The organism is Enterococcus bulliens (assembly GCF_053761865.1).
In genome coordinates, this window is record NZ_JBSMXK010000017.1 from 11,966 (window position 1) to 33,787 (window position 21,822).

Consider the following 21,822-nt stretch of genomic DNA (forward strand, 5'->3'; position numbering starts at 1 on the left):
CTCCCTAGGCGTAGTACTGGAGGAAAAACAATGGCAACATTTAAACAATACGAAACTAAACAAGGTAAAAAATGGTTATTCAAGGTCTATCTAGGTATAGACGCTGCAACCGGTAAACGTATCGAAACGACTAGACGAAACTTTCCAACAAAAAAAGCCGCTCAATTAGAATTAAGTCGGCTACAAGTTGAGTTTGATCGTGGAGAATACGGCAAAAAGAAACAACCAGAACAAACATTTCAAGAAGTGTTCAAGTTGTGGCAAGAAAACTATGAGTACACCGTTAAAGAAAGTACTTACGTCAAGGCGATTTCACAATACAAGGTACATATATTGCCTGTATTCGGTCATAAAACGCTCTCTAATATCTCTATTAGTGACGTGCAACAATTTGCCAATCAGAAAGTTAAAACGTTCGTAAAGTATCGTGATTTGATTTCTGATATATCTAGGGTATTTGAGTATGCTATTACATTAGGTCTGGTTAAAGATAACCCTGTAAAGCGTATTGTGATACCTAAACGCAAAATTGACGTACAAAAAGAAACCAGAATGAACTACTACACCAAAGAAGAATTAAAAACGTTCTTAGATTGTACGAAAAAGCAGCAGCCGTTTTACATTTACACGTTCTTTCAACTACTGGTGGCTTCTGGCTGTCGTCAAGGCGAATTATTGGGGCTAGAATGGCGTTCTGTTGATTTCAAGAATAAATGTATCCATATCAAACAAACGCTCGCTCGTGGCAAAAATAGGCGCTTATACTTGGAACAACCTAAAACGACACACTCAAAGCGATCAATCAGTTTAGATGATGTTACGATTGCTGCGCTCAAACAATGGAAAAAAGAACAACGTGCCGTTATGCTCCAACTCGGACACAATACTTTAAATGATACGCAACTTGTTTTTTCAAACGAACAAAATACCTTTTTACAATTAAGCAAGCCTAGAAAATGGCTACTGCAAACGATCAATAAAAATAACTTACGTGAAATTACTATTCATGGGTTTAGGCATACAAGCGCCACTCTACTTCTGGAACATGGCGTACAAACTAAAGTTATATCTGAAAGATTAGGTCACTCCTCTATTACAATAACAAATGATATATACCTAAACGTCACAGAAAAAATGGAAAAAGAAGTGCCTAATGTATTCGCAAAAATCATGGAAAATTAGTCAATGTGGGTCAATTCGTGGGTCAGAAAATAAAAAAAGAGTAGTAAAAAACGCTCAAACCCTTGTCGGATAAGTATTTCTACTACTCTATATTCTGACTATAAGGAGAGTACGGGATTTGAACCCGTGCACCGGTTATCCCGGCTCGCTGGATTTCGAGTCCAGTGCATTACCACTCTGCCAACTCTCCATTGTCTTTATTTTTCTACTTTTCAATTCATTTGTCAAGCTAAAAACAGAAGGCAGCCCTATTTTGCACCACCTTCTGTCGTTTACTTATTTTTCTCGTCTTTTAATACAGATTCAATAACTTCATCAATGATCACAGCTTGTTGTTCACGCGTAGGCTCAATGATTCCCGCTTTGCGTAATTGCGCAATTCCTGTGACTGCCATCCAAATCCCGTCATGCATCCGGCTGATTTGGCGTTCTGTTAAGTTTTGCATTTTTTTGTGTGAGGTAATAATGTGCTTAAATTCTTCTAGTGACCGTCTATACAGCATTTTTCCTGATCCAGAGTTATCGAAATACAACGCATTGAATACTTTTGGATACAAGCGTGCAAAATCGATATACGTCGTGCATACATCTAACAACAAGTCTTCAGATTCTGGGATCTCGTTCATTTTTTGAATCATATCTTCTTGAATCCACTTAATTAACGCAACTTTTAAATCTTTCATACTTTCAAAATGAAAATAAATCGGTTGTGTCGAGCCACCCATTTTTTTTGCAATATTCCGAGCAGTAAAATGGTCAAACCCGCTATCAGCCGCAAGATTAAAGGCCGCGCGAAGAATCTGTTCTCTTGTATAAACCTTATGGCGCATAAACTCCCTCCTAGCGTGAAAAGAATATTAAAAAAACTCTTCCTACTCTTATTCTAAAAGATAACGCGAAAAAAGCAAATATAAATTGTTATTTTTCTGATTTTTTTATCAAGAAAAAGGCTTGTGCCTTTGTTTAATACACTGTACACTACAACTAAATTGTTATTATCAAGGAGTGTATTATGTCAAATCCAAAAGACCTTTTAATCGAGACTTGCTTGTTAGCTGGTCGAATTATGATGGAAAATGGTTCTGAAGTCTATCGTGTAGAAGACACGATGGAACGCATTGCTAAAAATGCTGGTGAGGTCAATAGCGTGAGTTATGTGACGGCTACTGGTATTTTTATGAGCTTGCGCAACGATCATTTTACTCAAGTCGAAAACGTAGGAGATCGCATCATCAACTTAGAAAAAGTCGTGGCGGTCAATCGATTATCTCGTGAGTTTGCAGAAAAAAAAATCAATCTCCCTACATTAAATGCACAATTAAAACGTGTGAATCCAGATACACCGACCTTCCCATTTTGGTTACAAGTCTTGGGAGCTGGAGTCGTCAGTAGCACCTTGATGTATGTATTTGGTGGGACTTGGTTTGAATTTATTCCAACTTTTATCGTAGGTATGATCGGCTTTTATAGTGGAACTTGGATCAAGAAGCACGTGACCATGCGCTTTTTCGATATGTTTTTTGCAGCCTTTATTATTGGTGTCTTGGCCATTCTTTTTGCCCATTTTTTCGACCAAGTTACCCCCGATCACATTATTATTGGTGCCGTTATGCCTCTTGTTCCTGGTGTGGCGATCACGAATTCATTTCGTGATATTTTTGCAGGACATATGATTAGTGGGCAAGCGCGAGGCGTTGAAGCCGTCATCGTCGCTTCTGCCATCGCAATCGGAATTGCAACGGTCCTCACCCTTTTAGGAGGTTTAGTATGATCTATTGGTTGATTCAAATCGCATTTAGTTATTTTTGTACTGTCGGCTTTGGCGTACTAACGAATGTGCCAAGACGTGCCTTAAACGGCTGTGGTATTACCGGAATGATTGGTTGGTGTGTCTTTTTGCTGATGCGCCAAAACGACTTTGGCATTGGCTCTTCAAATTTTATTGCTGCCTTTTTGATTGGAATTTTTAGTATCTATTTTTCGCGATACAAAAAAATGCCTGTTATTATTTTTTCAATTCCTAGTATCGTCCCTTTAGTTCCTGGAGGGCCAGCTTACCAAGCCGTACGTGAATTCGTACTTGGGAACTCTTCTAATGGGTTTCAATATGTTGTTATCGTGATTTTGACCTCTGGTGCGATTGCGGCTGCGTTTATGTTAACAAGTTTAGTTGAAAATATCGTGTTGCAATGGCAACAAAAGTATAAGAATCCGTCTAAAGGACGAGGTTAGCAATGCAATGATCACGTATACTAAAAATACGTAAAGTTTACTCTTTTGAAAGAGTTTAAATAGCTTTTTAATGAGGTTTTCGTTTATGATAGAACTTAAAGGGGAGTGGCTTATGAACGTTGCAGTTTCTAGGAAAATCATGAATAGTCTATCGATTGCAGGGATTGGGGTCTCGATAATCTTTGCGATCTATCTTTATCGTTTAGGTGTCTTCCACGATCTAAATTCGATGCGTGGGTTGGTTGGCGATTCGGTTATTTTAGGGCCACTTATTTTCATCTTTATCCAAATCATTCAAGTCGTTGTTCCGATTATTCCAGGTGGAATCTCGACTGCTGCGGGTGTTTTGATTTTTGGTCCTTATGCTGGGTTTATTTACAATTATGTAGGAATCTGTTTGGGATCGATCATTATTTTCTTATTGGCTAGAAAATATGGAAAATCGTTCATCTTGAGCTTTGTCAGTGATGCCACTTTTGCAAAATATTCACGTTGGCTAGAAAATGACAATCGTTTTGCAAAATTATTTGCCATTGCTATTTTTTTACCTGTAGCACCAGACGATGTCTTGTGTCTAATGGCGGGTTTAACAAAAATGAGTACTAAACAGTACACATTGATTATTTTGCTTGCCAAACCTTTTTCGATTTATCTATACAGCTTAGCATTGATTTATGGAGGACATCTTTTATCAGGGCTACTTGCTACGTAAACCAGACGTCACATTGTGTGGCGTCTTTTATTCTAATGTAAGGAAGGGATTTATATGCAATTACTCCGTCAGCAACTGCAACTCACATTTCGTTTTTTAAAACAAAGTCATCGCTCATTTCGAGACGTACTTGTCGTCCACGGGTTACTACTTTTTGTCATCATCCCGGGACTGACTGCAACGGTAAAATTTATTTTATCATCTGGGAATATCACCTACCTTTCGCTTGAACAATTTCCAACACTTATCACAAAACACCCCATCGTGTTAGTAAATTTATTACTTGTCGGTGTATTGATTTTATTAGCTGTGTTTTTTGAATTTACATTTTTACTCTTTAGTATGTACTTCATTCAAAAAAAACAATATGTTAAACTGACACAATTATTGAGATTAAGTAGCCAACAGTTAAAAAAAGTGCGGATTAGTGTACTTTTCTTTTTCCTACTTTATTTTGTCTTGCTGTTACCGATCGGTAGTTTCAATTTTCGTTCAGATTTACTCGCTAAAATTCAGATTCCAGCCTTTATTATGGATTATATCTTCGCCAATCGTGTCAGCGTGATCGTGAGTTTTGCACTTGTATATCTATCGCTTCTTTATCTCGGGATTCGTTTTTTATTTGTACTTCCTGAACTTATTTTAAACAATAAAAAAGTCCGTGAGGCCATCGCAATCAGTTTGCAGCTCACCAAGAAACGTTTTTTGATCATTTTTCTAACTTTTTTAGGTATCTCTTTTGCAATTGTTGCAATCAATACACTTTCATTTATTGTGTTGTTATCGATCCAAGGTCTCTTTGATCGCTATCTGCCACATTACGCTTTGATCGCTGCTGTATTTATTATGTTTTGTATGCAAGCTGCTTTGTTAATCAACATTATTTTAACGACAATCAGTAGTTTTTATTTTATGATCTTATTACTCGATCAAGAACAACGACTTCCACAGCAATTATTTGTTAGCACAGATACGAAAACACAAGCTTTTTCTAGTTGGCAAATGGTCGGACTCACCCTAGTCGTCAGTCTATTTGGGATCTCGGTCGGTTTATATAATTACGATTACTTGAAAAATGCGGAACTTTCTAACCCCTTGACGATCTCGCATCGTGGCGTTTCAAATGGGAACGGGATTCAAAATACTTTGGAAAGTTTAAGTAAAACGTCAGCTGAGTACCATCCAAATTATATTGAGATGGATGTACAAGAAACGAGTGACCATCAATTTATCGTCTATCATGATTTTTCCTATCGCAACTTAGCCAATACACGATTAGTCCCTGAAGAAAATACGCTTGAAACAGCGCGATCCTTACGCTTAAATGAAAATGGTCAGACGGGTACCATCGCCTCTTTTGATGAGTATTTAGCAAAAGCCAAACAATTGAATCAAAAATTATTGATTGAGATCAAAACCCAACAAACAGATAAAAAAGGCTTAGCCGAACGCTTTCTAGCTCGCTACCGTACACAAATCATCAAACAACATCACTTGGTACAATCGCTCAATTATACGGTCGTTGAAGCTTTAAAAGAAAAAGCACCCGAATTGACCGTCGGGTATATTCTACCATTTAATTTAATCGGACCACCTAAAACGAATGCTGATTTTTTAGTTATGGAAATGACGACCTTAACTGCACAATTTGTCACATCTGCGCATCAAGATCACAAACAAGTCTTTGTCTGGACACCTAATGATTTAAACGCTATGAAACGGATGATGTTTTATGGTGTCGATGGCATCATCACCGACCGGATGGACTTGTTGAATCAAGCAAAAAAATTAGATGAAGAAGAAACTTATGCCGACAAACTAGCTTACTTTGTCGTTGGATTTGGTTAAAATATTCTGAAAATTCACTTATAGATTTTTTAATCTTTTTTAAAAAAATAAGTAAATATAATTGTAAAACGATTTAAAAAGTGGTACATTAATGTCGGTGTTAAAACACCGGCATTATAACAATGAAAGGGGTCTTATAACATGACATTTACAAAAGCTGCAATCGAATACAGAATTGCTTTTGATTCTGTGAAAAATGAATTTCTAGCTATTGATGCGCATAATGAAAACCACGTTGCTTCTGGTGTAACGATCGAACAAGCAATCACAAACTTAAAAAACGCGCACAAATAGAGAGGATGCAAACTATGACTTGTGAACAGTCTGAAGATCATTATCAATAGAGGTTATGTTTAGTTTTATACTAAAGATAACCTCTATTTTTATGCCCAATTTTTCTCTCCGCTTATAAAAAAAGAACCGTCGTCAGTACGACAGTTCTCATGATTTGAATGCTTATAAACGAGCGTTTAATTCTTTTGATAGTTCTTCAAATCCAGGTTTGCCTAATAAAGCAAACATATTTTTCTTATATGCTTCTACTCCTGGTTGGTCAAATGGATTGACACCCATCAAATAACCAGATACGCCCACTGCGATTTCAAAGAAGTACATTAAGTAGCCTAAAGTGTACGCATCCATTGCAGGGATTTTAACCAATAAGTTTGGTACATCGCCATCTGTATGTGCCAACAATACACCTTCAAAAGCCTTCGTATTGACAAAATCGACTTCTTTTCCTTGTAAATAGCCTAATCCATCAAGATCAGCATCTTGTACAGGAATTTTCACAGATTTACGTGGATTTTCTACTTTTACGACGGTTTCAAAGATATTGCGGTTACCTTCTTGGATAAATTGACCTAATGAATGTAAATCAGTTGAGAAGTTTGCACTTGAAGGATAGATTCCTTTTTGGTCTTTTCCTTCAGATTCACCAAACAATTGTTTCCACCATTCAGAAAAGTATTGCATTCCTGGTTCGTAATTGATTAACAATTCCGTTACTTTTCCTTTGCGGTATAAAATGTTACGTAATGCAGCATATTGATACGCTTCATTTTCTTCTAATTTATCACTTGAATACGCTTCAGAAGCATCTGCTGCCCCTTGCATCAACGCATCGATATCAGCACCACTTGCTGCAATCGGCAATAACCCAACAGCAGTCAAGACAGAAAAACGTCCACCAACATCATCTGGAATCACGAATGTTTCCCAGTTTTCCGCATCCGCTTCTACTTTTACCGCACCACGCGCTTTATCGGTTGTCGCATAAATACGTTTATTGGCTTCTTCTTTACCATATTTATTGATCAATAATTCTTTAAACACACGAAATGCGATGGCAGGTTCCGTTGTGGTACCTGATTTTGAAATCACATTCACAGAGAAATCGCGATCACCAATCACTTCGATTAAATCTGCTAAATAAGTTGATGAAATCGAATTGCCGGCAAAAAAGATTTGCGGTGCTTTACGTTCTTCTTTTGGCAACACATTATAAAACGTATTTTGTAAAAATTCAATCGCAGCACGAGCACCTAAATAAGATCCACCAATCCCAATGACGACTAATACTTCTGAATCAGATTGGATTTTTTTAGCGGCTTCTTTGATGCGCGCAAATTCTGCTTTATCATATGCTTTAGGTAAATCTAACCAACCACGAAAATCGCTACCAGGGCCTGTACCCTCACGTAATAATTTGTCGGCAGCGGTTACTTGTGATTGCATGTAACTTAATTCATGTTCATTAATAAATGGAGCTACTTTCGAATAATCAAATGTAATATGTGTCATGTTCATCCTCCTAGGGTTGATTTCACTACAAGTATTACTTTACTTTTTTTTGCTAAAATTGGCAAGTAAATCTTGATACACCGCCTATTTGGTCAAACTAGACAAGTCCTTGCGCAAGCATTGCTTTAGCAACTTTTTCAAAGCCTGCAATATTTGCACCGGCTAAAAAATTATTTTTTTGCTTGAAAGTTTCTGCTGTATCACGGCAAGTTTCATAGATATTTTTCATGATTTCATCTAATTGTTGGTCCACTTCTTCAAATGACCATTGCAAACGTTGGCTGTTTTGACTCATCTCTAGAGCCGATACCGCAACCCCACCAGCATTCGCTGCTTTACCTGGACAATAGTATACGCCAGATGCGATCAATTGATTCGCTGCTGGTAAGGTCACCGGCATATTCGCACCTTCAGAAACAACTGTTACCCCAGCATCAATTAGTTTTTGTGCTGCTGTTTCATTGATTTCATTTTGAGTGGCACATGGAAAGGCTAGATCAGCTTTTACTTCATGGTTGTCCCATAATGAGCCTTCATAGTAGTTCGCTGACGGACGTTCTTTGACGTATTCAGTCAAGCGCTCACGGCGTACTTCTTTGATGTCTTTTAATAAGGCTACATCGATTCCTTCTTCGTCGATCACAAATCCATTTGAGTCTGAGCAACTGATTGCTTTAGCTCCTAATTCATGTAATTTTTCGATCGCATAGATCGCCACGTTTCCGCTACCAGAAACTAAAGCCGTTTTGCCTTCTATCGTTTGCTCTAGATCATGTAACAGATGTTTCACAAAATACACTGCACCATAACCAGTCGCTTCCGTACGCGCTAAACTTCCCCAGAATCCTAATGGTTTTCCAGTCAATACACCGGCATCATATTGTTTTAACCGTTTGTACATTCCAAATAAATAGCCGATCTCACGACCACCTACCCCAATATCTCCAGCTGGGACGTCTAAACTTGGACCAATATGTTTTGCAAGTTCTGTCATAAAACTTTGACAAAAACGCATGATCTCAGCATCCGATTTCCCTTTTGGATCAAAGTCACTTCCGCCTTTACCACCACCGATCGGTAATCCAGTCAAAGCATTTTTAAAAATTTGCTCGAATGCTAAAAATTTTAAGATGCTTAGATTTACTGTTGGATGAAAACGCAAACCACCTTTATAAGGACCTAAAGCAGAATTAAATTGGATGCGGTATCCGCGATTAACTGCCCATTGTCCATTATCTTTTTGCCAAGGTACGCGAAATTGGATGATCCGTTCAGGTTCAGTCAGGATATCTAAGACATTCGCTTCTTCAATTTCAGGATGTTCTTCTAAAAAAGGCAAGACAGTCGATAAAAACTCATCTGTCGCCTGTAAAAATTCCTCTTGATGTGGATCCTTACGGTGAATATTTTCTTGAATTCGTTGAAGATATTGTTGTGAATTTTGCATGTGTTTTCCTCCTTTTTTTGTTACTATATATAATAGCAAATACGCTTGGACTTTGCAGAGTTTTTTTCAAAATACTTTGAAAAGTCTGATAATGGAGGAACTATGGAAACAAATTATGATGTAATCGTCGTTGGTGGCGGAACAAGTGGCATGATGGCGAGTATCGCTGCAGCCGAAAATGGAACGTCGGTCCTGTTGATCGATAAAAATAGAAAGTTTGGTAAAAAACTATTAATGACCGGTGGTGGTCGTTGTAACGTGACGAACAATCGGGACGTAGATGATTTGATTCGCCATATCCCCGGAAATGGCAAATTTTTACATAGTACGTTTGCACAATTCAATAACTATGATATTATGAACTTTTTCGAATCGCAAGGTGTCTCACTAAAAGAAGAAGACCACGGTCGGATGTTTCCGGTAACGAATAAATCCAAAACGATCGTCGATGCGCTTGTGGAACGTGCAAAGGCATTAGGCGTCACTTTTTGTCCGAATAGTAAAGTAACAAAATTACTTTTTGACGATACCCAAATGAGCGGTGTAAAGACAGAAACAGATACGTTTTTGGCACCTTGTGTCGTCTTAACAACTGGCGGCAAGACCTATCCTTCAACAGGTTCAACGGGTGATGGGTATCGTTTAGCAAAATCAGCTGGTCACACCATCACTCCCCTTTATGCAACGGAGTCTGCCTTACTTTCTGATGCTGCGTTTATTCAAGATAAAACATTGCAAGGATTATCACTGCAAGATGTGTCTTTAGCGGTACTGGATGAAAAAGGAAAAATAGTGACCGAACACGTGATGGACTTGTTGTTTACTCACTTTGGAGTTTCAGGACCAGCAGCTTTGCGCTGTTCTTCTTTCGTCAATCAACAGCTAGAAAAACACGATGAAGTTCCTGTACGTTTAGACTGCTTTCCCACAAAAAGTCTTACGCAGCTAGCAAAAGAGTGGAACATGACCTATCAAACCTCAAAAAAATCTGTAAAAAACGATCTTGCCCAATGGATACCTGAACGCTTAGCTGATTTTTTTGTGACACGTCTAGCACTAGAAGACGTTGCGAGTTATCAATTAACACAAGTACAACGCGATTCTTTGATTGAACTATTAAAAGACTTTACATTCCCAGTTCATCATACCTTACCGATTGAAAAATCATTTGTAACCGGTGGCGGCGTTCATTTAAAAGAGATCAATCCTAAAACAATGGAAAGCAAACAAAAATCTGGACTCTTTTTTGCCGGTGAACTAATCGATATCAATGGCTATACTGGTGGTTTTAATATTACGGCTGCATTTTGTACAGGACACTCAGCAGGTGTACATGCAGCACAAATCGCAAGTTACTTCCAGTATTAAAAAAACACCCTCAAGTGCGCCTGTCTTGCAAAAGGTAAACTAAACGTCTAGCTTTTCGCAGATCAGTACACCACTTGAGGGTGTTTTCTTTAATTTTTGGTATTCCCAAACATCAAAACTGTATCTTCGCTCGCTGAAAAGCCATGTTTTTGATAGAATTTTTCAGCTGGTGTATCGCGATCTGTATCCAACATGATCGCAGGTATCTCTCTTGATGCAAGTACGATTTTTAAATGCTCCATAAATCGCGTTCCTATATGTTGCGACTGGTGGTTAGGATCAATAAAAAACGTATCTAAAACGTATTCCTCTCCTTGGTACCATGGTTTGATATACCCCAATGCCACTCCTAAAAATGTATGGGTGTCACTTGTTTCAACAATTAAGCCCATAAACGTATTCATCGCAGCTAACCGTTTGATATACATTAAAATCGTCTCAAACTCATGTGTTTCATTCCAAGGTGCTTTTGCAAATGTTTCAATATATTTTTGCGCGATCTGTTCATGATCGACTGCTGTGACTTCCCGATAGCGCATGACCTCACTCCTTTTTACTTAAGTTTCACTTGTAACCGTTAGTTCGACAAAAGTCGCATGAATCAATGAAGCAATCGCGTTTGGTTCGACCTCCATCTGCAATCCTCGTTTTCCAGCTGAGATCGTAAATGCGGCAAGTTCTTGTGCTTGTATCGCAATAAACGTAGGAAAAAGTTTTTTCATCCCTACAGGTGAACACCCTCCACGAATATATCCCGTAGTCGCTTCAAGGTCTTTTAGATGAAGCATTTCGACTTTTTTATTGCCACTAACTTTAGCCAATTTTTTCAGATCTACTTCTTCATCTCCTGGAATAACCGCAACGATCGGGCCTGTTTTATTTCCTGTCGCGACTAGCGTTTTGTAAATAGGTGAAGTCGTATTTACTGCTAACGACACATCATTTGCGCTAACGTGTGCTTCACTCCATTCGTAAGTATGTTCGATGTAGGGAATTTTCTTTTGTTCAATCAAGCGAATCGCGTTGGTTTTTTCTATTTTCTTTTTTGCCATTACTCACTCATCCTTTGATTGCTAATAACTCAAGAATGCGTTCCATATCTGCCACCGGGATCTGACCTGGAGCAGATACTTCTTCTAACGCCCCAAAAGTCAGTACCGAACCGATTGCTTCACTAGAAACGCGCGAGATTTTTCCTAAGTCTCCCATCGACATAATCGCTAGAGGCAACTGATTTAATCCTTTCGCACGTTCAATGATCATCATCATGCGTAAAACATCCGAAAGCATTTTTGGCATAGCCGCGATTTTGCCGATATCTGCTTGAAATTGATTCATCAAGCCAATTTGAAACAGCAACTGGCCATCTTTAGGCGTCTCCTCAAAATAATGTGCACTCATAATGATGCATACATTTTCTTTCTTGATTTTCTGAACAAAGCCGCGTCCCAAAAATTCAACGTGGCGCAACTCTAAATCGATTAAATCTACATCATGCGACTGCGCTACAAGCAAGCAGAGCGTTTCATATTCTGCTAAAGAAAGCGCTCGAGCTCCACCTTCTGCTTTTGTGCGAAACGTAAATAGCAATAATTGTTCAGGCAATTCTTTTCGTAAAATCGCCAGTTGTGCGACTAGTTCTTCACTTGTTTCGTACTCTTCAAATAAATCGGCACGCCACTCAACGATTTGAGCTGCCGATGCGTGTGCCTTTTGCGCTTGCTCCACTAGAGCCGTTTGGGTCTTCGCCGTTAGTGGCACCACTAATTTAGGACGACCTACACCAAATTCAACTTTTTTGATTTGCAACATCACATTCACTCCTTTACTTACATTGATAGAGAATTACTTTAAGATAATTGCCTTCGCTAAATTTCTCATCTACTGCAAAATCTTCTGGTAGTCGGTAGGTAGCGATTTTTTTAAATTGACGCTTTTGATTTGTGAATGCTTGCTCGATTTGGCCTTCAAATTTTTCTAAAGATACGTTAGCTGCATTCGTGGATGCAATCAAATACCCGTCTTTTGCTAGAATCGGCAAGCTTTGTTCGATCAAGTCACCGTAGTTTTTTGCTACTGAGAAAACGCGTTTTTTATTTCGCGCAAAACTTGGTGGATCTAAAATGATCAAATCATATTGAAATTGTTTTCGTGTCGCATATTTGAAATACTCAAATGTATCCATCACTACGATCGATTGCGCATGTGGATCTAAGCCATTCACTTCAAATTGTTCTTGTGTTTTAGGACGACTTCGATTGGCCAAATCCACACTCGTTGTCTCACGAGCACCACCCATCGCAGCAGCTACTGAAAAAGCTCCGGTATAACTAAACATGTTCAATACCCGTTTTCCTGTAGCCAAACCTGAAGCCAATCGTCCCCGAACTTCTCGTTGATCTAAAAAGATCCCTGTCATCAACCCTTCATTTAAATAAGTAGCATACGTGATGCCATTTTCTTTTATCAGTAAAGGTTCAGGTGCTTCTTGTCCATAGACGTGTTGACTTTCTGGTAATGTCGATTGAAAGCGAATTTTCTCATAGACACCAATAATATCTGGAAATACTTCATTTAGCGCGGCCAAAATCTCTATTTTTTTCTCATACATCGTTTCATTGTACCAAGAAATCACCGCAAACGTGGCGTACTGGTCAATAATCAGTCCACCTAGTCGATCGCCTTCGCCGTTGATCAAACGAAAAGCGGTCGTTTGTTCATCATAAAAATAAGCCGACCGTTTCGCTTTTGCTGCTGCAAAGCGCTCTTTAAAAAAGGCTTGGTCCACTGTGAGCGGATGCTTTGCTAACATCCAACCGACTCCTTTATGTTGTTCACCTAAATAACCGTATCCCAAAATCTGTTGGTTGCACATTACGATATCCCACGTACTTTTTTGTCCTTGATTGACTAAATCTTCTTGTTGCAACAAAGGGTATCCTTTTTTAATTCGTTTTGCTGCGTGCGTTGTTACGTTAATTGTCATCTTTTCACCTGCTCTTTAAATTCTCCTCTAGTATATCAAAATCCGCATTATTTGTCTGTGGCTCCTTATTAAAGAAATCTTTAATTAAAGCGGTTAATTCTTTTCTTTTTTATGATTTGTTTGACACTAAAATTTCTTGTGAGTAGAATAGAGAAGATGATGGAAAGAATCAAGATTCTTTTTTACACTTGTTAGTGATCCAAACGAAGAGAAAGTGGGGAAATATATTTGTTTAGAAAGAAAATTAGCTCTTTTTTAAACACACGCATGGGCTTCTTTATCTTGTTAGCCTTTTTAATGTGGGCGAAAAACATGTTCGCCTTTGCGGTTGATTTAAAAGTTGGGTTAGAAAATCCGCTACAGTATTTTATTTTAGCGATTAATCCGTTAGCGACGACCTTATTACTACTCTCAGTTGCTTTATATGTGAGAAGAAAAACACCAGCTTATGTCACAATGTTAGTCATTTACACTGTGATGACGATCTTATTGTACTCAAACGTCAATTATTATCGTGAATTCACTGATTTTATTACGGTAAATACCATGCTTGGTGCTGGAAAAGTTGCCAGCGGATTGGGTGAAAGTGCGCTACGCTTATTTAGACCTTATGATATTTTATTTTTTATCGATATTATTATCTTAGCATTCGCCTTGATCTTTAAAAAAATCAAAATGCAAGAAAAACCCGTACGTGCGCGCATGGCTTTTGCTGTTTCAGTTTTATCCGTTATGATCTTCAGTGGGAATCTATTTTTAGCAGAATCCGATCGCCCAGAATTATTGACACGTACATTTTCAAATGACTATTTAGTCAAATACTTAGGAGTCAACGCATTTACTGGTTACGATGCGATCCAAACTTATAAAACTAATCAAGTTCGCGCTAAAGCAAGCGCTACGGATTTAGATGCGGTAAAATCCTATGTGCGTGAACACTACGCAGCTCCAGATGATAGCCTATTTGGTCTAGCTAAAGGACGCAATGTGATCTATCTACATCTAGAAAGTACACAACAATTTTTGATCAACTACAAGTTAAAAGATGAAAATGGTGTTGAACACGAAGTGACACCATTTATCAATAGTTTATATAATAGTAACAGTACATTTAGTTTCGATAATTTCTTCCACCAAGTCAAAGCTGGGAAAACGAGTGATGCCGAAACATTGATGGAAAACTCATTATTTGGTTTAGATCAAGGGTCCCTATTTACACAATTAGGTGGCAAAAATACATTCCAAGCGGCTCCAAATATCTTAGGCCAAACTGAAGGCTACACTAGCGCGGCTTTCCATGGAAACGTCGGAAACTTTTGGAATCGAAATGAGACCTATAAACATTTAGGCTATGATTATTTCTTTGATGCTTCTTATTATGATGTCAATAGTGATAATTCATTCCAATATGGTCTAAATGACAAACCATTCTTACAACAATCTGTTCAATATTTAGAGCATTTGCAACAACCATTTTATTCTAAATTCATTATGGTATCCAATCACTTCCCTTATTCACAATTAAAAGGTGATGAAACTGGATTCCCATTAGCCAATACGAGTGATCAAACGATCAATAACTACTTCTCAACTGCAAACTATATGGATACAGCTGTCAAAGAATTCTTTGATTATCTAAAAGCAAGTGGCTTATATGATAATTCGATCATTGTCATGTATGGTGACCATTACGGAATTTCAAATTCTCGTAACAAACAGTTAGCAGAATTACTTGGAAAAACAAGCGATGAATGGAGTAACTACGATAACGCTCAACTACAACGTGTGCCATATATGATCCATGTGCCTGGTACAGATAAAGGTGGCATCAACCATACATATGGTGGTGAAATCGATGCACTCCCTACATTATTACACTTACTTGGTGTAGATACACAAAATTATATCCAATTAGGACAAGATTTGTTATCACCAAAACGTGATTCGTTCGTGACGTTCCGTGATGGTGACTTTGTAACTCCAGAATACACCTATTATGGTAATAAATTATATGACAATAAAACAGGTCTCCTGATCGAAGAACCAACAGAAGCACAGCAAACGCAAGTGAAGGCCTTAAAAGAAAAAGCCAATCTTCAGTTAATTACTTCTGATCAAATCAACAACGGTGACCTCCTTCGTTTCTACACCGATAGCGGTTTGAAAACGATCGATCCAAGTGAATACAGTTACTTACACCAAAATGATCGTTTATTGGAAACGGAAAAATCATTAGGTGCAGATTCGACAAGTGTATACTCTAAACACAACAATCAAACAACGGTTGATCTGTTTAAAACACAAACCTATAAAGAATTAAATCCAACTGCAGAACCAACGACTACTTCGTCTTCAGAAGAAACAGGCGCTGCAGAATAATAAAAAGCAAATCATTCGTTTTGAATGATTTGCTTTTTTTGCGTGACTTTTTCATAAATAATTCAAATTCGGCTCGTATACTTTTATTGTAGGGAGGCGAAATCAATGTTCAAACAAAAAGTAAAACATCTTGGACCTTTTATTGGGTGCTTCATTCTTGTAAGCTTTGCGATTATTGCTTGCTTGCGCAGTATTCTTTTATTCTTTTCACTGCAACTAACCGCTAAAAATATCCAAGCGTTTATCGCTTCTTCTAATTATAAAAATGAAGAACAAGAAATTTTAAGCCAATTAAAATCTCCCTTTACACAATTATTGACACATTATCAAACGACTAGCCTAGTCACATCAGGCTTATTGCTTTTACTGATCATCAGTTTTTTCTATTATGTTTTACAATTTTATTTACCAAATGCCTCCACTCGCCAAATCATTAAAAAAATAGCGGGTTATATCAGCCTTATTTTATTAGCCATTCTCGTAATCGGATTATTTTTCCAACCACAAGTCCAATTTTGGTTAGAACAAAATCAACAAAACGATCTATTGAATCGTACGCAGCCCACTTATTTTTCATTGCATCATTTCACTAGTGATATTCAAAATGGATTGACTGTCCGTTTTCCAGCGACAGACTTCGCCTTATTTCAAGCTAACGACTTGAGCACCCATCAGTGGACCTTTTTACTTTTAGGAGTGATCGGAGCGGTTTGGTCATGCATGCTCGTCTGGTTATTATTCATAGCTTATTTATTTCAAAAATTACGTCAAAAAAGCCAATGGACCACTCTCCATCTTTCCTTACTCCAAACAAAAAAACACACACCACGTAAGAACTAGACTGACTGTCATTGTTCTTTGTGGTGTGTGTTTTTATGATTCTGTGTCTGGGAAGGTCAATCTAAAAGTCGACCCTTTACCTAATTCACTTTCGACTTCGATCTCGCCTTTATGCAAACGCATCAATTGTTGTACAATAGGCAACCCTAAACCTGATTCCCCAAATTGTTTATTTTTACGAGAAGGATCGACTTTATAATAACGATCCCAAATATTGGTCACTTGGTCTGGACTCATCCCGATCCCGGTGTCTTTGATCTCAACAATCGTCTTCAAGTCTTTTTTGTAAATACGTAAGACGATGCTGCCTTCTGTAGTAAATTGGATGGCATTTTGCACGATATTCACCACGATTTGTCTAAATCGATCGTAATCTGCATAAATATCAACGGCTTCTTTCGTTTCCAAAAGCAATTGATTGTCTGCAGAATGTGCTTTGGGTGCTAACTGAGTGACAATTTCACTTAATACCGATGTAGCATCAAATTTTTTGATTACCATCGAGATTTGATTCGTTCGAATTTTTTCATAATCTAGATTTTCATTGACCAGTCGAATCAAACGTTCGGTCTCATTTTTCATCAATCGTAATGCATTTTCTTCTTGATCTTTTGAGATCGCTCCATACTGCAAGCCCTCTAACAGTCCATTGATCGTCGTTAGCGGCGTGCGCATTTCATGTGAGGCATCTGCCATAAACTGACGGCGTCGCTCTTCTTGACGTTCGATTTCTTCTTGAGATTCTTTTAAAGACGTCGTCATCTTATTAAAATCAGCTCCCAAATCGTCGAATTCATCACGATTGGCCACCGGAACTTGAATATCAAAATTACCATCGGCGACTTCACGCGTCGCTTTACGCAAGCGATTGATCCGATTCACTTGAAAATGAGCAAAGAAATAACTGATTGCCAGTGCGACGATCAAAGAAAGCAACACGCCACGCAATAAATTTGTATTTAGCTCTTTGACGGAATCTTCGATATTTTTAGCTGGTTGACTCACGATCAAGACACCGAAAAATTGTTGATCATAATCAAAGGGAATCATCGCGTAAGAAGTCGCTTCCTTACGCCCAAAAAGATTGTATTCTGAAGTCATCTGTTGTGCTTCACCATTGGATAAAGCTTGCCAGACTTTGGTAGAAATCTTGATGCTTGGTTGTTTGACCGATAGTGGATAAATAATTTCATGGTTTGTGTTGATAAAGACAAAATTAACACTTTGCTGATTAAGCATCATTTCCGATGTTGCCAATGAATTTTGGATGATTTCTTCTTTTGATAGATCGATCTGATAGCGTTCATTAATACTTTCAGATACTCGTTGCACAGCTTCACCATACCCTGTGAGCTGTGCATAATTATTTTTTTCGATCGTTCGCTCGGTCATGCGCGTAAAGACGACTCCCATCGTCAATAGCGTAATTACGATTACAGCAGTAAATGCCAGTAGTTGCTGATACAGATATTTCATCAGACGATACCTGAATCATCAAATTTATAGCCTACTCCCCAAACAGTTTGTATGACTTGTGGTCCGACCTTTTCCATTTTTTGACGCAGTTTTTTGATATGAGCATCGACCGTTCGTTCGTCACCGAAGTATTGGTAATCCCAAACGAGTTCTAATAGTTGCTCACGTGAAAAAACCTGCCGTGGTTTTTTGGCTAACGTATAAAGTAAATCGAATTCTTTTGGCGTCAATCCTTCGATCAACTGACCATTTAAATACGCTTCACGTGTTTTGGTATTGATTTTAAAGTTTTTCGTTTCGACGTCAAAATGATCATCGTTTTGCTCATCATGCATCGCTTTTTCTGCTAATTCTGTGCGACGGTGTAAAGCCTTCATACGGGCAATCAAGGTTAATGGACTAAAGGGTTTCGTAACGTAGTCATCTGCTCCCATCTCTAAGCCGATCACTTGATCACTTTCGGAATCTCTAGCAGTCAACATGATGATCGGTACCGTACTTGACACTTTACGAATCTCTCTGGCAATCGTCATGCCATCCATACTCGGCAAATTCAAATCAAGCGTGATCATATCCCATACTTGTGGTTCTGCTAAAAAACAGTCTAATCCTTCTTTTCCATCTGCTTTAAATGTTGCTTCCCAGCCTTCATTTAAAAAGAACATCTGCATCATTTCAGATACGGATTCGTTATCTTCAATCATTAATAATCTCACTAAATTCACCTCATTAAGTTTTCAAATTTTTCATCGTTTCTCCCTTCTCCTAGTATACTAAATTCTAATTCAAGAACCAAATGATTCTTGAATCCTTGGTGAAATATCAAGTTTTTTTACAAAACTTGTCTTTTAGCTCAATTTTGTTATGATGAAACGGTAGTATTTAAATAAAGGAGCGTACAACATGACATATCATTCACTTGCTTTTTTTGACTTAGACGGCACCTTGCTTGATCATGAATCTCAGATAACACCAGAAATCAAAGCCGCGATGGCTCAGTTAGTACAAAATGGGACATTACCGATTATCGCTACCGGTCGTACAGAAATCGAGATTACAGACATCAAAGAAGCTGCTGGAATCAATTCAAATATCGTAATGAACGGAGCCTTTATTAGTTTAGATGGTCAAAAAGTTTACGAAGAGATCATTGACCCTCAACTATGCGAACGATTTTTAAACGTTGCCCACAGTCAAGGTCAAGAAGTTTCATTTTATAATGAACAAGCTATTTGGGCATCTGGAAAGACACCTGATCTTCCGAAAGCTTATGCATTGATCCATAGCGAGGTTCCGGAAATACATCCGACAAAACATCTGACAGAAAAAGTCAATATGTTACTCGTTTTAGGTCAAGATGGCGATGCCCGTTATTTAGACGCATTTCCAGAACTCACATTTTATCGGAATGGAAAATATTCGATCGATACTGTATTGAACGGAACATCAAAAGGTGCGGCGGTACGGCGTTTACTTGAGATGCCTGAATTCAAAGGACTGACGACTTATGGATTTGGCGATGGGAGCAATGATTTTGCCTTATTAGAAACTTGTGATCATAAGATTGCGATGGGCAATGCTTTACCTGCATTAAAAGAAATGGCCACGTTTGTCACCAAGAAAAACACTGAAGATGGCATCGTCCACGCGTTAAAACATTTTGAACTGATTTAATTGGATTTTTAGGCTCGCTATGTTATACTATGAATTACGTTGTCCCTATTACGGGGGCGTTACGGATTCGACAGGCATAGTTGAGCCTGAATTGCGCTTCGTAGGTTACGTCTACGCTAAAACGTTACAGTTAAATATAACTGCTAAAAATAATAACAACTCTTACGCTTTAGCTGCCTAAAAACAGTTAACGTAGATCCTCCCGGCATCGCCCATGTGCTCGGGTCAGGGTCCTAACTTAAGTGGGATACGTTTGATTTTTCCGTCTGTAAAATCAAAAAGAGCTCATCAGACTAGCAATACAAACTGCCTGTCGTTCGGCAAGTTGTAACGCGAAACCTTAAATGAATCGACTATGAGCGTAGATTTTTAGGTAGCAATATGTTTGGACGCGGGTTCGACTCCCGCCGCCTCCATTATTTAATGGTCGCAAAAAGCCTTCCACTAGTTTGGAAGGCTTTTTTATTTAACTAAATCTTCAAGTTGAGTCATGATAACTTAGAACCATAGATGTTTTCTAGAAATTATTATCACAGATACTCTGTTACCTTATTTTAAGATCAAAGTTAAAGAATATACTCGCTATAAAACGAAGACTATATGCAATGCTCCAAAATCAATTTAGCGTTTTTAATGCAAAATATCTCCAACTTATATAGTTTAGCATGCCCTTCCTAGTCTAAACGCTCATTTTTTTCAGTGTTTTGCTATTTTTTTTGGACGTGATTTTTCTGGAAAATTTGTTATTCTATATACATAAGAAGTCTCCCCAACTTCCTGTAGTGAAAAACTTTTTTTCCAAACATCTTTAGTTTTTATTCTCTACTCGACCTAGATGAGTTCCCCTCTTCTAGGTTTTTTTATGGTTGCATTCTTATTCAAAAAAAATTACAATCAGTATAATTCACTTGCACAGCTGTGCCTAAAGGAGTCTAATATGCGCATACAACAACTGCTCTATCTAGAAAAAATCATTGAAAAAGGCTCCATTAACGAAGCAGCAAAAGAGCTATTTTTGACTCAGCCCAGCTTATCGACTGCCATCAAAGAGTTAGAACAAGAATTGGGCATCCAATTACTTTTAAGAAGCAAACATGGTGTTACCCCCACACTTGATGGTCGAGAATTTTTGATTTACAGTCGTCAAGTACTAGATCAAGTTCAATTATTAGAAGAGCGGTATAAAAATCAACGTCCTAGAAAACAAACCTTTTCTGTTTCCGCACAGCACTATGCGTTTGTTGTACATGCATTTGTCGAATTAGTCCGCACTGTCACGACCGATGAATATCAACTCACACTACGTGAAACCGAAACGGAAAATATTTTTGAAGACCTCTCTACATTTAAAAGCGAACTAGGTATTTTATATTTAAATTCATTTAATCAACAAGTAATGAAAAAATTATTCAAAGAAAAACAATTACAATTTACACCATTGTTTGAAGCAAAACCACACGTTTTCGTCAGTCGGACGAATCCATTAACGAAAAAAGAGCGTCTAACCCTCGAGGATTTAGAAGACTATCCTTATTTAAGTTATGAACAAGGTGAAACCAATTCCTTTTACTTTTCCGAAGAGATCTTGAGCACGTGGAATCGCAAAAAAGAGATCAAAGTCAGTGATCGCGCGACGATTTTTAATTTGATGGTCGGACTTGACGGCTATACAATCAGTTCCGGGATCATTAGTAGCGAATTGAATGACGATAAAATTATGGCGATCCCACTAGATCATGAAGATACGATCACGATTGGTTGGTTAAAACATCAGCAACGCGAATTGAGTCCAATGGCCACGATTTATCTTGAAATGTTAACAAAACATATTGAAAACTATGGTTTTGCCATACTTTAGCAATATTTGTTTTATTT

20 protein-coding genes, 1 tRNA gene and 1 other RNA gene are annotated in these 21,822 nt (G+C 38.0%); 12 read left to right on the forward strand and 10 right to left on the reverse strand.

What is annotated here, in order from left to right:
• Positions 1–30: 30 nt before the first annotated feature.
• Positions 31–1,182, forward strand: coding sequence for a tyrosine-type recombinase/integrase (locus ACWOEC_RS09150; RefSeq protein WP_455307624.1), 1,152 nt, complete (start codon positions 31–33; stop codon positions 1,180–1,182).
• Between the two features lie 103 nt (positions 1,183–1,285).
• Here ACWOEC_RS09150 and ACWOEC_RS09155 read toward each other — a convergent pair.
• Both ACWOEC_RS09155 and ACWOEC_RS09160 read right to left on the reverse strand, forming a co-directional pair.
• A tRNA-Ser gene (locus tag ACWOEC_RS09155) sits at positions 1,286–1,372 on the reverse strand.
• A gap of 82 nt (positions 1,373–1,454) precedes the next feature.
• Positions 1,455–2,012, reverse strand: a complete 558-nt coding sequence (locus ACWOEC_RS09160; protein WP_455307626.1) for a TetR/AcrR family transcriptional regulator — start codon at positions 2,010–2,012, stop codon at positions 1,455–1,457.
• Between the two features lie 182 nt (positions 2,013–2,194).
• Between ACWOEC_RS09160 and ACWOEC_RS09165 the strand changes: the two genes are divergently transcribed.
• From ACWOEC_RS09165 to ACWOEC_RS09185, 5 genes are all read left to right on the forward strand, one after another.
• Positions 2,195–2,953 carry a threonine/serine exporter family protein gene (locus ACWOEC_RS09165; RefSeq protein WP_455307628.1) on the forward strand — a complete coding sequence of 253 codons (759 nt, stop codon included), beginning with the start codon at positions 2,195–2,197 and terminating at the stop codon, positions 2,951–2,953.
• Complete coding sequence (locus ACWOEC_RS09170) at positions 2,950–3,414, forward strand: threonine/serine exporter family protein (protein ID WP_297074455.1); 465 nt, start codon at positions 2,950–2,952, stop codon at positions 3,412–3,414. The genes ACWOEC_RS09165 and ACWOEC_RS09170 overlap by 4 nt, the downstream gene beginning before the upstream one ends.
• 112 nt (positions 3,415–3,526) lie before the next feature.
• Positions 3,527–4,126 carry a TVP38/TMEM64 family protein gene (locus ACWOEC_RS09175; RefSeq protein ID WP_455307696.1) on the forward strand — a complete coding sequence of 200 codons (600 nt, stop codon included), beginning with the start codon at positions 3,527–3,529 and terminating at the stop codon, positions 4,124–4,126.
• Between the two features lie 54 nt (positions 4,127–4,180).
• Complete coding sequence (locus tag ACWOEC_RS09180; RefSeq protein WP_455307630.1) at positions 4,181–5,974, forward strand: glycerophosphoryl diester phosphodiesterase membrane domain-containing protein; 1,794 nt, start codon at positions 4,181–4,183, stop codon at positions 5,972–5,974.
• Positions 5,975–6,115: 141 nt separating this feature from the next.
• Entirely contained in the window at positions 6,116–6,268 is a 153-nt protein-coding gene (locus ACWOEC_RS09185) for a hypothetical protein (protein WP_455307632.1), read from the forward strand.
• Between the two features lie 162 nt (positions 6,269–6,430).
• Here the strand turns inward: ACWOEC_RS09185 and ACWOEC_RS09190 are convergent, their stop codons facing one another.
• Both ACWOEC_RS09190 and gdhA read right to left on the reverse strand, forming a co-directional pair.
• On the reverse strand, positions 6,431–7,777 hold the full coding sequence (locus ACWOEC_RS09190; RefSeq protein ID WP_455307634.1) for a glucose-6-phosphate isomerase: 1,347 nt from the start codon (positions 7,775–7,777) through the stop codon (positions 6,431–6,433).
• A gap of 97 nt (positions 7,778–7,874) precedes the next feature.
• The gene (gdhA, locus tag ACWOEC_RS09195) at positions 7,875–9,224 is read right to left on the reverse strand and encodes an NADP-specific glutamate dehydrogenase (RefSeq protein ID WP_455307636.1); all 1,350 of its coding nucleotides are present in this window, start codon (positions 9,222–9,224) and stop codon (positions 7,875–7,877) included.
• A gap of 102 nt (positions 9,225–9,326) precedes the next feature.
• Between gdhA and ACWOEC_RS09200 the strand changes: the two genes are divergently transcribed.
• Complete coding sequence (locus tag ACWOEC_RS09200; RefSeq protein ID WP_455307638.1) at positions 9,327–10,592, forward strand: NAD(P)/FAD-dependent oxidoreductase; 1,266 nt, start codon at positions 9,327–9,329, stop codon at positions 10,590–10,592.
• An 89-nt stretch (positions 10,593–10,681) separates the two neighbouring features.
• On the opposite strand, the gene ACWOEC_RS09205 is transcribed toward ACWOEC_RS09200, so the two are convergent.
• Genes ACWOEC_RS09205 through ACWOEC_RS09220 form a run of 4 tightly spaced genes read right to left on the reverse strand, consistent with a single transcriptional unit; the run spans position 10,682 to position 13,578 of the window.
• A complete protein-coding gene (locus ACWOEC_RS09205; RefSeq protein ID WP_455307640.1) occupies positions 10,682–11,131 on the reverse strand; it encodes a GNAT family N-acetyltransferase in 450 nt (149 codons plus the stop codon).
• 18 nt (positions 11,132–11,149) lie between these two features.
• Complete coding sequence (ybaK, locus tag ACWOEC_RS09210) at positions 11,150–11,644, reverse strand: Cys-tRNA(Pro) deacylase (RefSeq protein ID WP_455307642.1); 495 nt, start codon at positions 11,642–11,644, stop codon at positions 11,150–11,152.
• 7 nt (positions 11,645–11,651) lie between these two features.
• Positions 11,652–12,404, reverse strand: coding sequence for a type I 3-dehydroquinate dehydratase (gene aroD / locus ACWOEC_RS09215; protein ID WP_297075599.1), 753 nt, complete (start codon positions 12,402–12,404; stop codon positions 11,652–11,654).
• A 13-nt stretch (positions 12,405–12,417) separates the two neighbouring features.
• Complete coding sequence (locus ACWOEC_RS09220; protein ID WP_455307644.1) at positions 12,418–13,578, reverse strand: class I SAM-dependent rRNA methyltransferase; 1,161 nt, start codon at positions 13,576–13,578, stop codon at positions 12,418–12,420.
• 267 nt (positions 13,579–13,845) lie between these two features.
• On the opposite strand from ACWOEC_RS09220, the gene ACWOEC_RS09225 reads away from it, so the two are divergent.
• Entirely contained in the window at positions 13,846–15,957 is a 2,112-nt protein-coding gene (locus tag ACWOEC_RS09225; protein WP_455307646.1) for an LTA synthase family protein, read from the forward strand.
• A 105-nt stretch (positions 15,958–16,062) separates the two neighbouring features.
• Positions 16,063–16,797 (forward strand): hypothetical protein, encoded by a 735-nt coding sequence (locus ACWOEC_RS09230; protein ID WP_455307648.1) that lies wholly within the window; start codon positions 16,063–16,065, stop codon positions 16,795–16,797.
• A gap of 33 nt (positions 16,798–16,830) precedes the next feature.
• Here ACWOEC_RS09230 and ACWOEC_RS09235 read toward each other — a convergent pair whose 3' ends face one another.
• Together ACWOEC_RS09235 and ACWOEC_RS09240 are read right to left on the reverse strand one after the other, a co-directional pair.
• Complete coding sequence (locus tag ACWOEC_RS09235) at positions 16,831–18,273, reverse strand: ATP-binding protein (RefSeq protein ID WP_455307650.1); 1,443 nt, start codon at positions 18,271–18,273, stop codon at positions 16,831–16,833.
• Entirely contained in the window at positions 18,273–18,989 is a 717-nt protein-coding gene (locus ACWOEC_RS09240; protein WP_297075589.1) for a response regulator transcription factor, read from the reverse strand. Before ACWOEC_RS09240 ends, ACWOEC_RS09235 begins: the two co-directional genes overlap by 1 nt.
• 187 nt (positions 18,990–19,176) lie before the next feature.
• Here ACWOEC_RS09240 and ACWOEC_RS09245 point away from each other — a divergent pair, with 187 nt between their 5' ends.
• The 3 genes from ACWOEC_RS09245 (at position 19,177) to ACWOEC_RS09255 (ending at position 21,805) form a co-directional block, all read left to right on the forward strand.
• The gene (locus ACWOEC_RS09245; protein WP_455307653.1) at positions 19,177–19,947 is read left to right on the forward strand and encodes a Cof-type HAD-IIB family hydrolase; all 771 of its coding nucleotides are present in this window, start codon (positions 19,177–19,179) and stop codon (positions 19,945–19,947) included.
• 52 nt (positions 19,948–19,999) lie between these two features.
• Positions 20,000–20,366, forward strand: a transfer-messenger RNA (tmRNA) gene (ssrA, locus tag ACWOEC_RS09250).
• 518 nt (positions 20,367–20,884) lie between these two features.
• Positions 20,885–21,805 carry a LysR family transcriptional regulator gene (locus ACWOEC_RS09255; protein ID WP_455307655.1) on the forward strand — a complete coding sequence of 307 codons (921 nt, stop codon included), beginning with the start codon at positions 20,885–20,887 and terminating at the stop codon, positions 21,803–21,805.
• The last annotated feature ends 17 nt before the right edge of the window (positions 21,806–21,822 follow it).

Excerpts from the sequence above, each read along its gene's own strand:
- ACWOEC_RS09190 (WP_455307634.1), bottom strand. The coding sequence starts at position 7,777 with ATGACACATATTACATTTGATTATTCGAAAGTAGCTCCATTTATTAAT.
- ybaK (WP_455307642.1), bottom strand. The coding sequence starts at position 11,644 with ATGGCAAAAAAGAAAATAGAAAAAACCAACGCGATTCGCTTGATTGAA.
- ACWOEC_RS09165 (WP_455307628.1), top strand. The coding sequence starts at position 2,195 with ATGTCAAATCCAAAAGACCTTTTAATCGAGACTTGCTTGTTAGCTGGT.
- ACWOEC_RS09150 (WP_455307624.1), top strand. The coding sequence starts at position 31 with ATGGCAACATTTAAACAATACGAAACTAAACAAGGTAAAAAATGGTTA.
- gdhA (WP_455307636.1), bottom strand. The coding sequence starts at position 9,224 with ATGCAAAATTCACAACAATATCTTCAACGAATTCAAGAAAATATTCAC.
- ACWOEC_RS09160 (WP_455307626.1), bottom strand. The coding sequence starts at position 2,012 with ATGCGCCATAAGGTTTATACAAGAGAACAGATTCTTCGCGCGGCCTTT.
- ACWOEC_RS09205 (WP_455307640.1), bottom strand. The coding sequence starts at position 11,131 with ATGCGCTATCGGGAAGTCACAGCAGTCGATCATGAACAGATCGCGCAA.
- ACWOEC_RS09245 (WP_455307653.1), top strand. The coding sequence starts at position 19,177 with ATGACATATCATTCACTTGCTTTTTTTGACTTAGACGGCACCTTGCTT.
- ACWOEC_RS09220 (WP_455307644.1), bottom strand. The coding sequence starts at position 13,578 with ATGACAATTAACGTAACAACGCACGCAGCAAAACGAATTAAAAAAGGA.
- ACWOEC_RS09225 (WP_455307646.1), top strand. The coding sequence starts at position 13,846 with ATGGGCTTCTTTATCTTGTTAGCCTTTTTAATGTGGGCGAAAAACATG.
- ACWOEC_RS09200 (WP_455307638.1), top strand. The coding sequence starts at position 9,327 with ATGGAAACAAATTATGATGTAATCGTCGTTGGTGGCGGAACAAGTGGC.
- ACWOEC_RS09185 (WP_455307632.1), top strand. The coding sequence starts at position 6,116 with ATGACATTTACAAAAGCTGCAATCGAATACAGAATTGCTTTTGATTCT.
- ACWOEC_RS09180 (WP_455307630.1), top strand. The coding sequence starts at position 4,181 with ATGCAATTACTCCGTCAGCAACTGCAACTCACATTTCGTTTTTTAAAA.
- ACWOEC_RS09170 (WP_297074455.1), top strand. The coding sequence starts at position 2,950 with ATGATCTATTGGTTGATTCAAATCGCATTTAGTTATTTTTGTACTGTC.
- ACWOEC_RS09235 (WP_455307650.1), bottom strand. The coding sequence starts at position 18,273 with ATGAAATATCTGTATCAGCAACTACTGGCATTTACTGCTGTAATCGTA.
- ACWOEC_RS09230 (WP_455307648.1), top strand. The coding sequence starts at position 16,063 with ATGTTCAAACAAAAAGTAAAACATCTTGGACCTTTTATTGGGTGCTTC.
- aroD (WP_297075599.1), bottom strand. The coding sequence starts at position 12,404 with ATGTTGCAAATCAAAAAAGTTGAATTTGGTGTAGGTCGTCCTAAATTA.
- ACWOEC_RS09175 (WP_455307696.1), top strand. The coding sequence starts at position 3,527 with ATGAACGTTGCAGTTTCTAGGAAAATCATGAATAGTCTATCGATTGCA.
- ACWOEC_RS09255 (WP_455307655.1), top strand. The coding sequence starts at position 20,885 with ATGCGCATACAACAACTGCTCTATCTAGAAAAAATCATTGAAAAAGGC.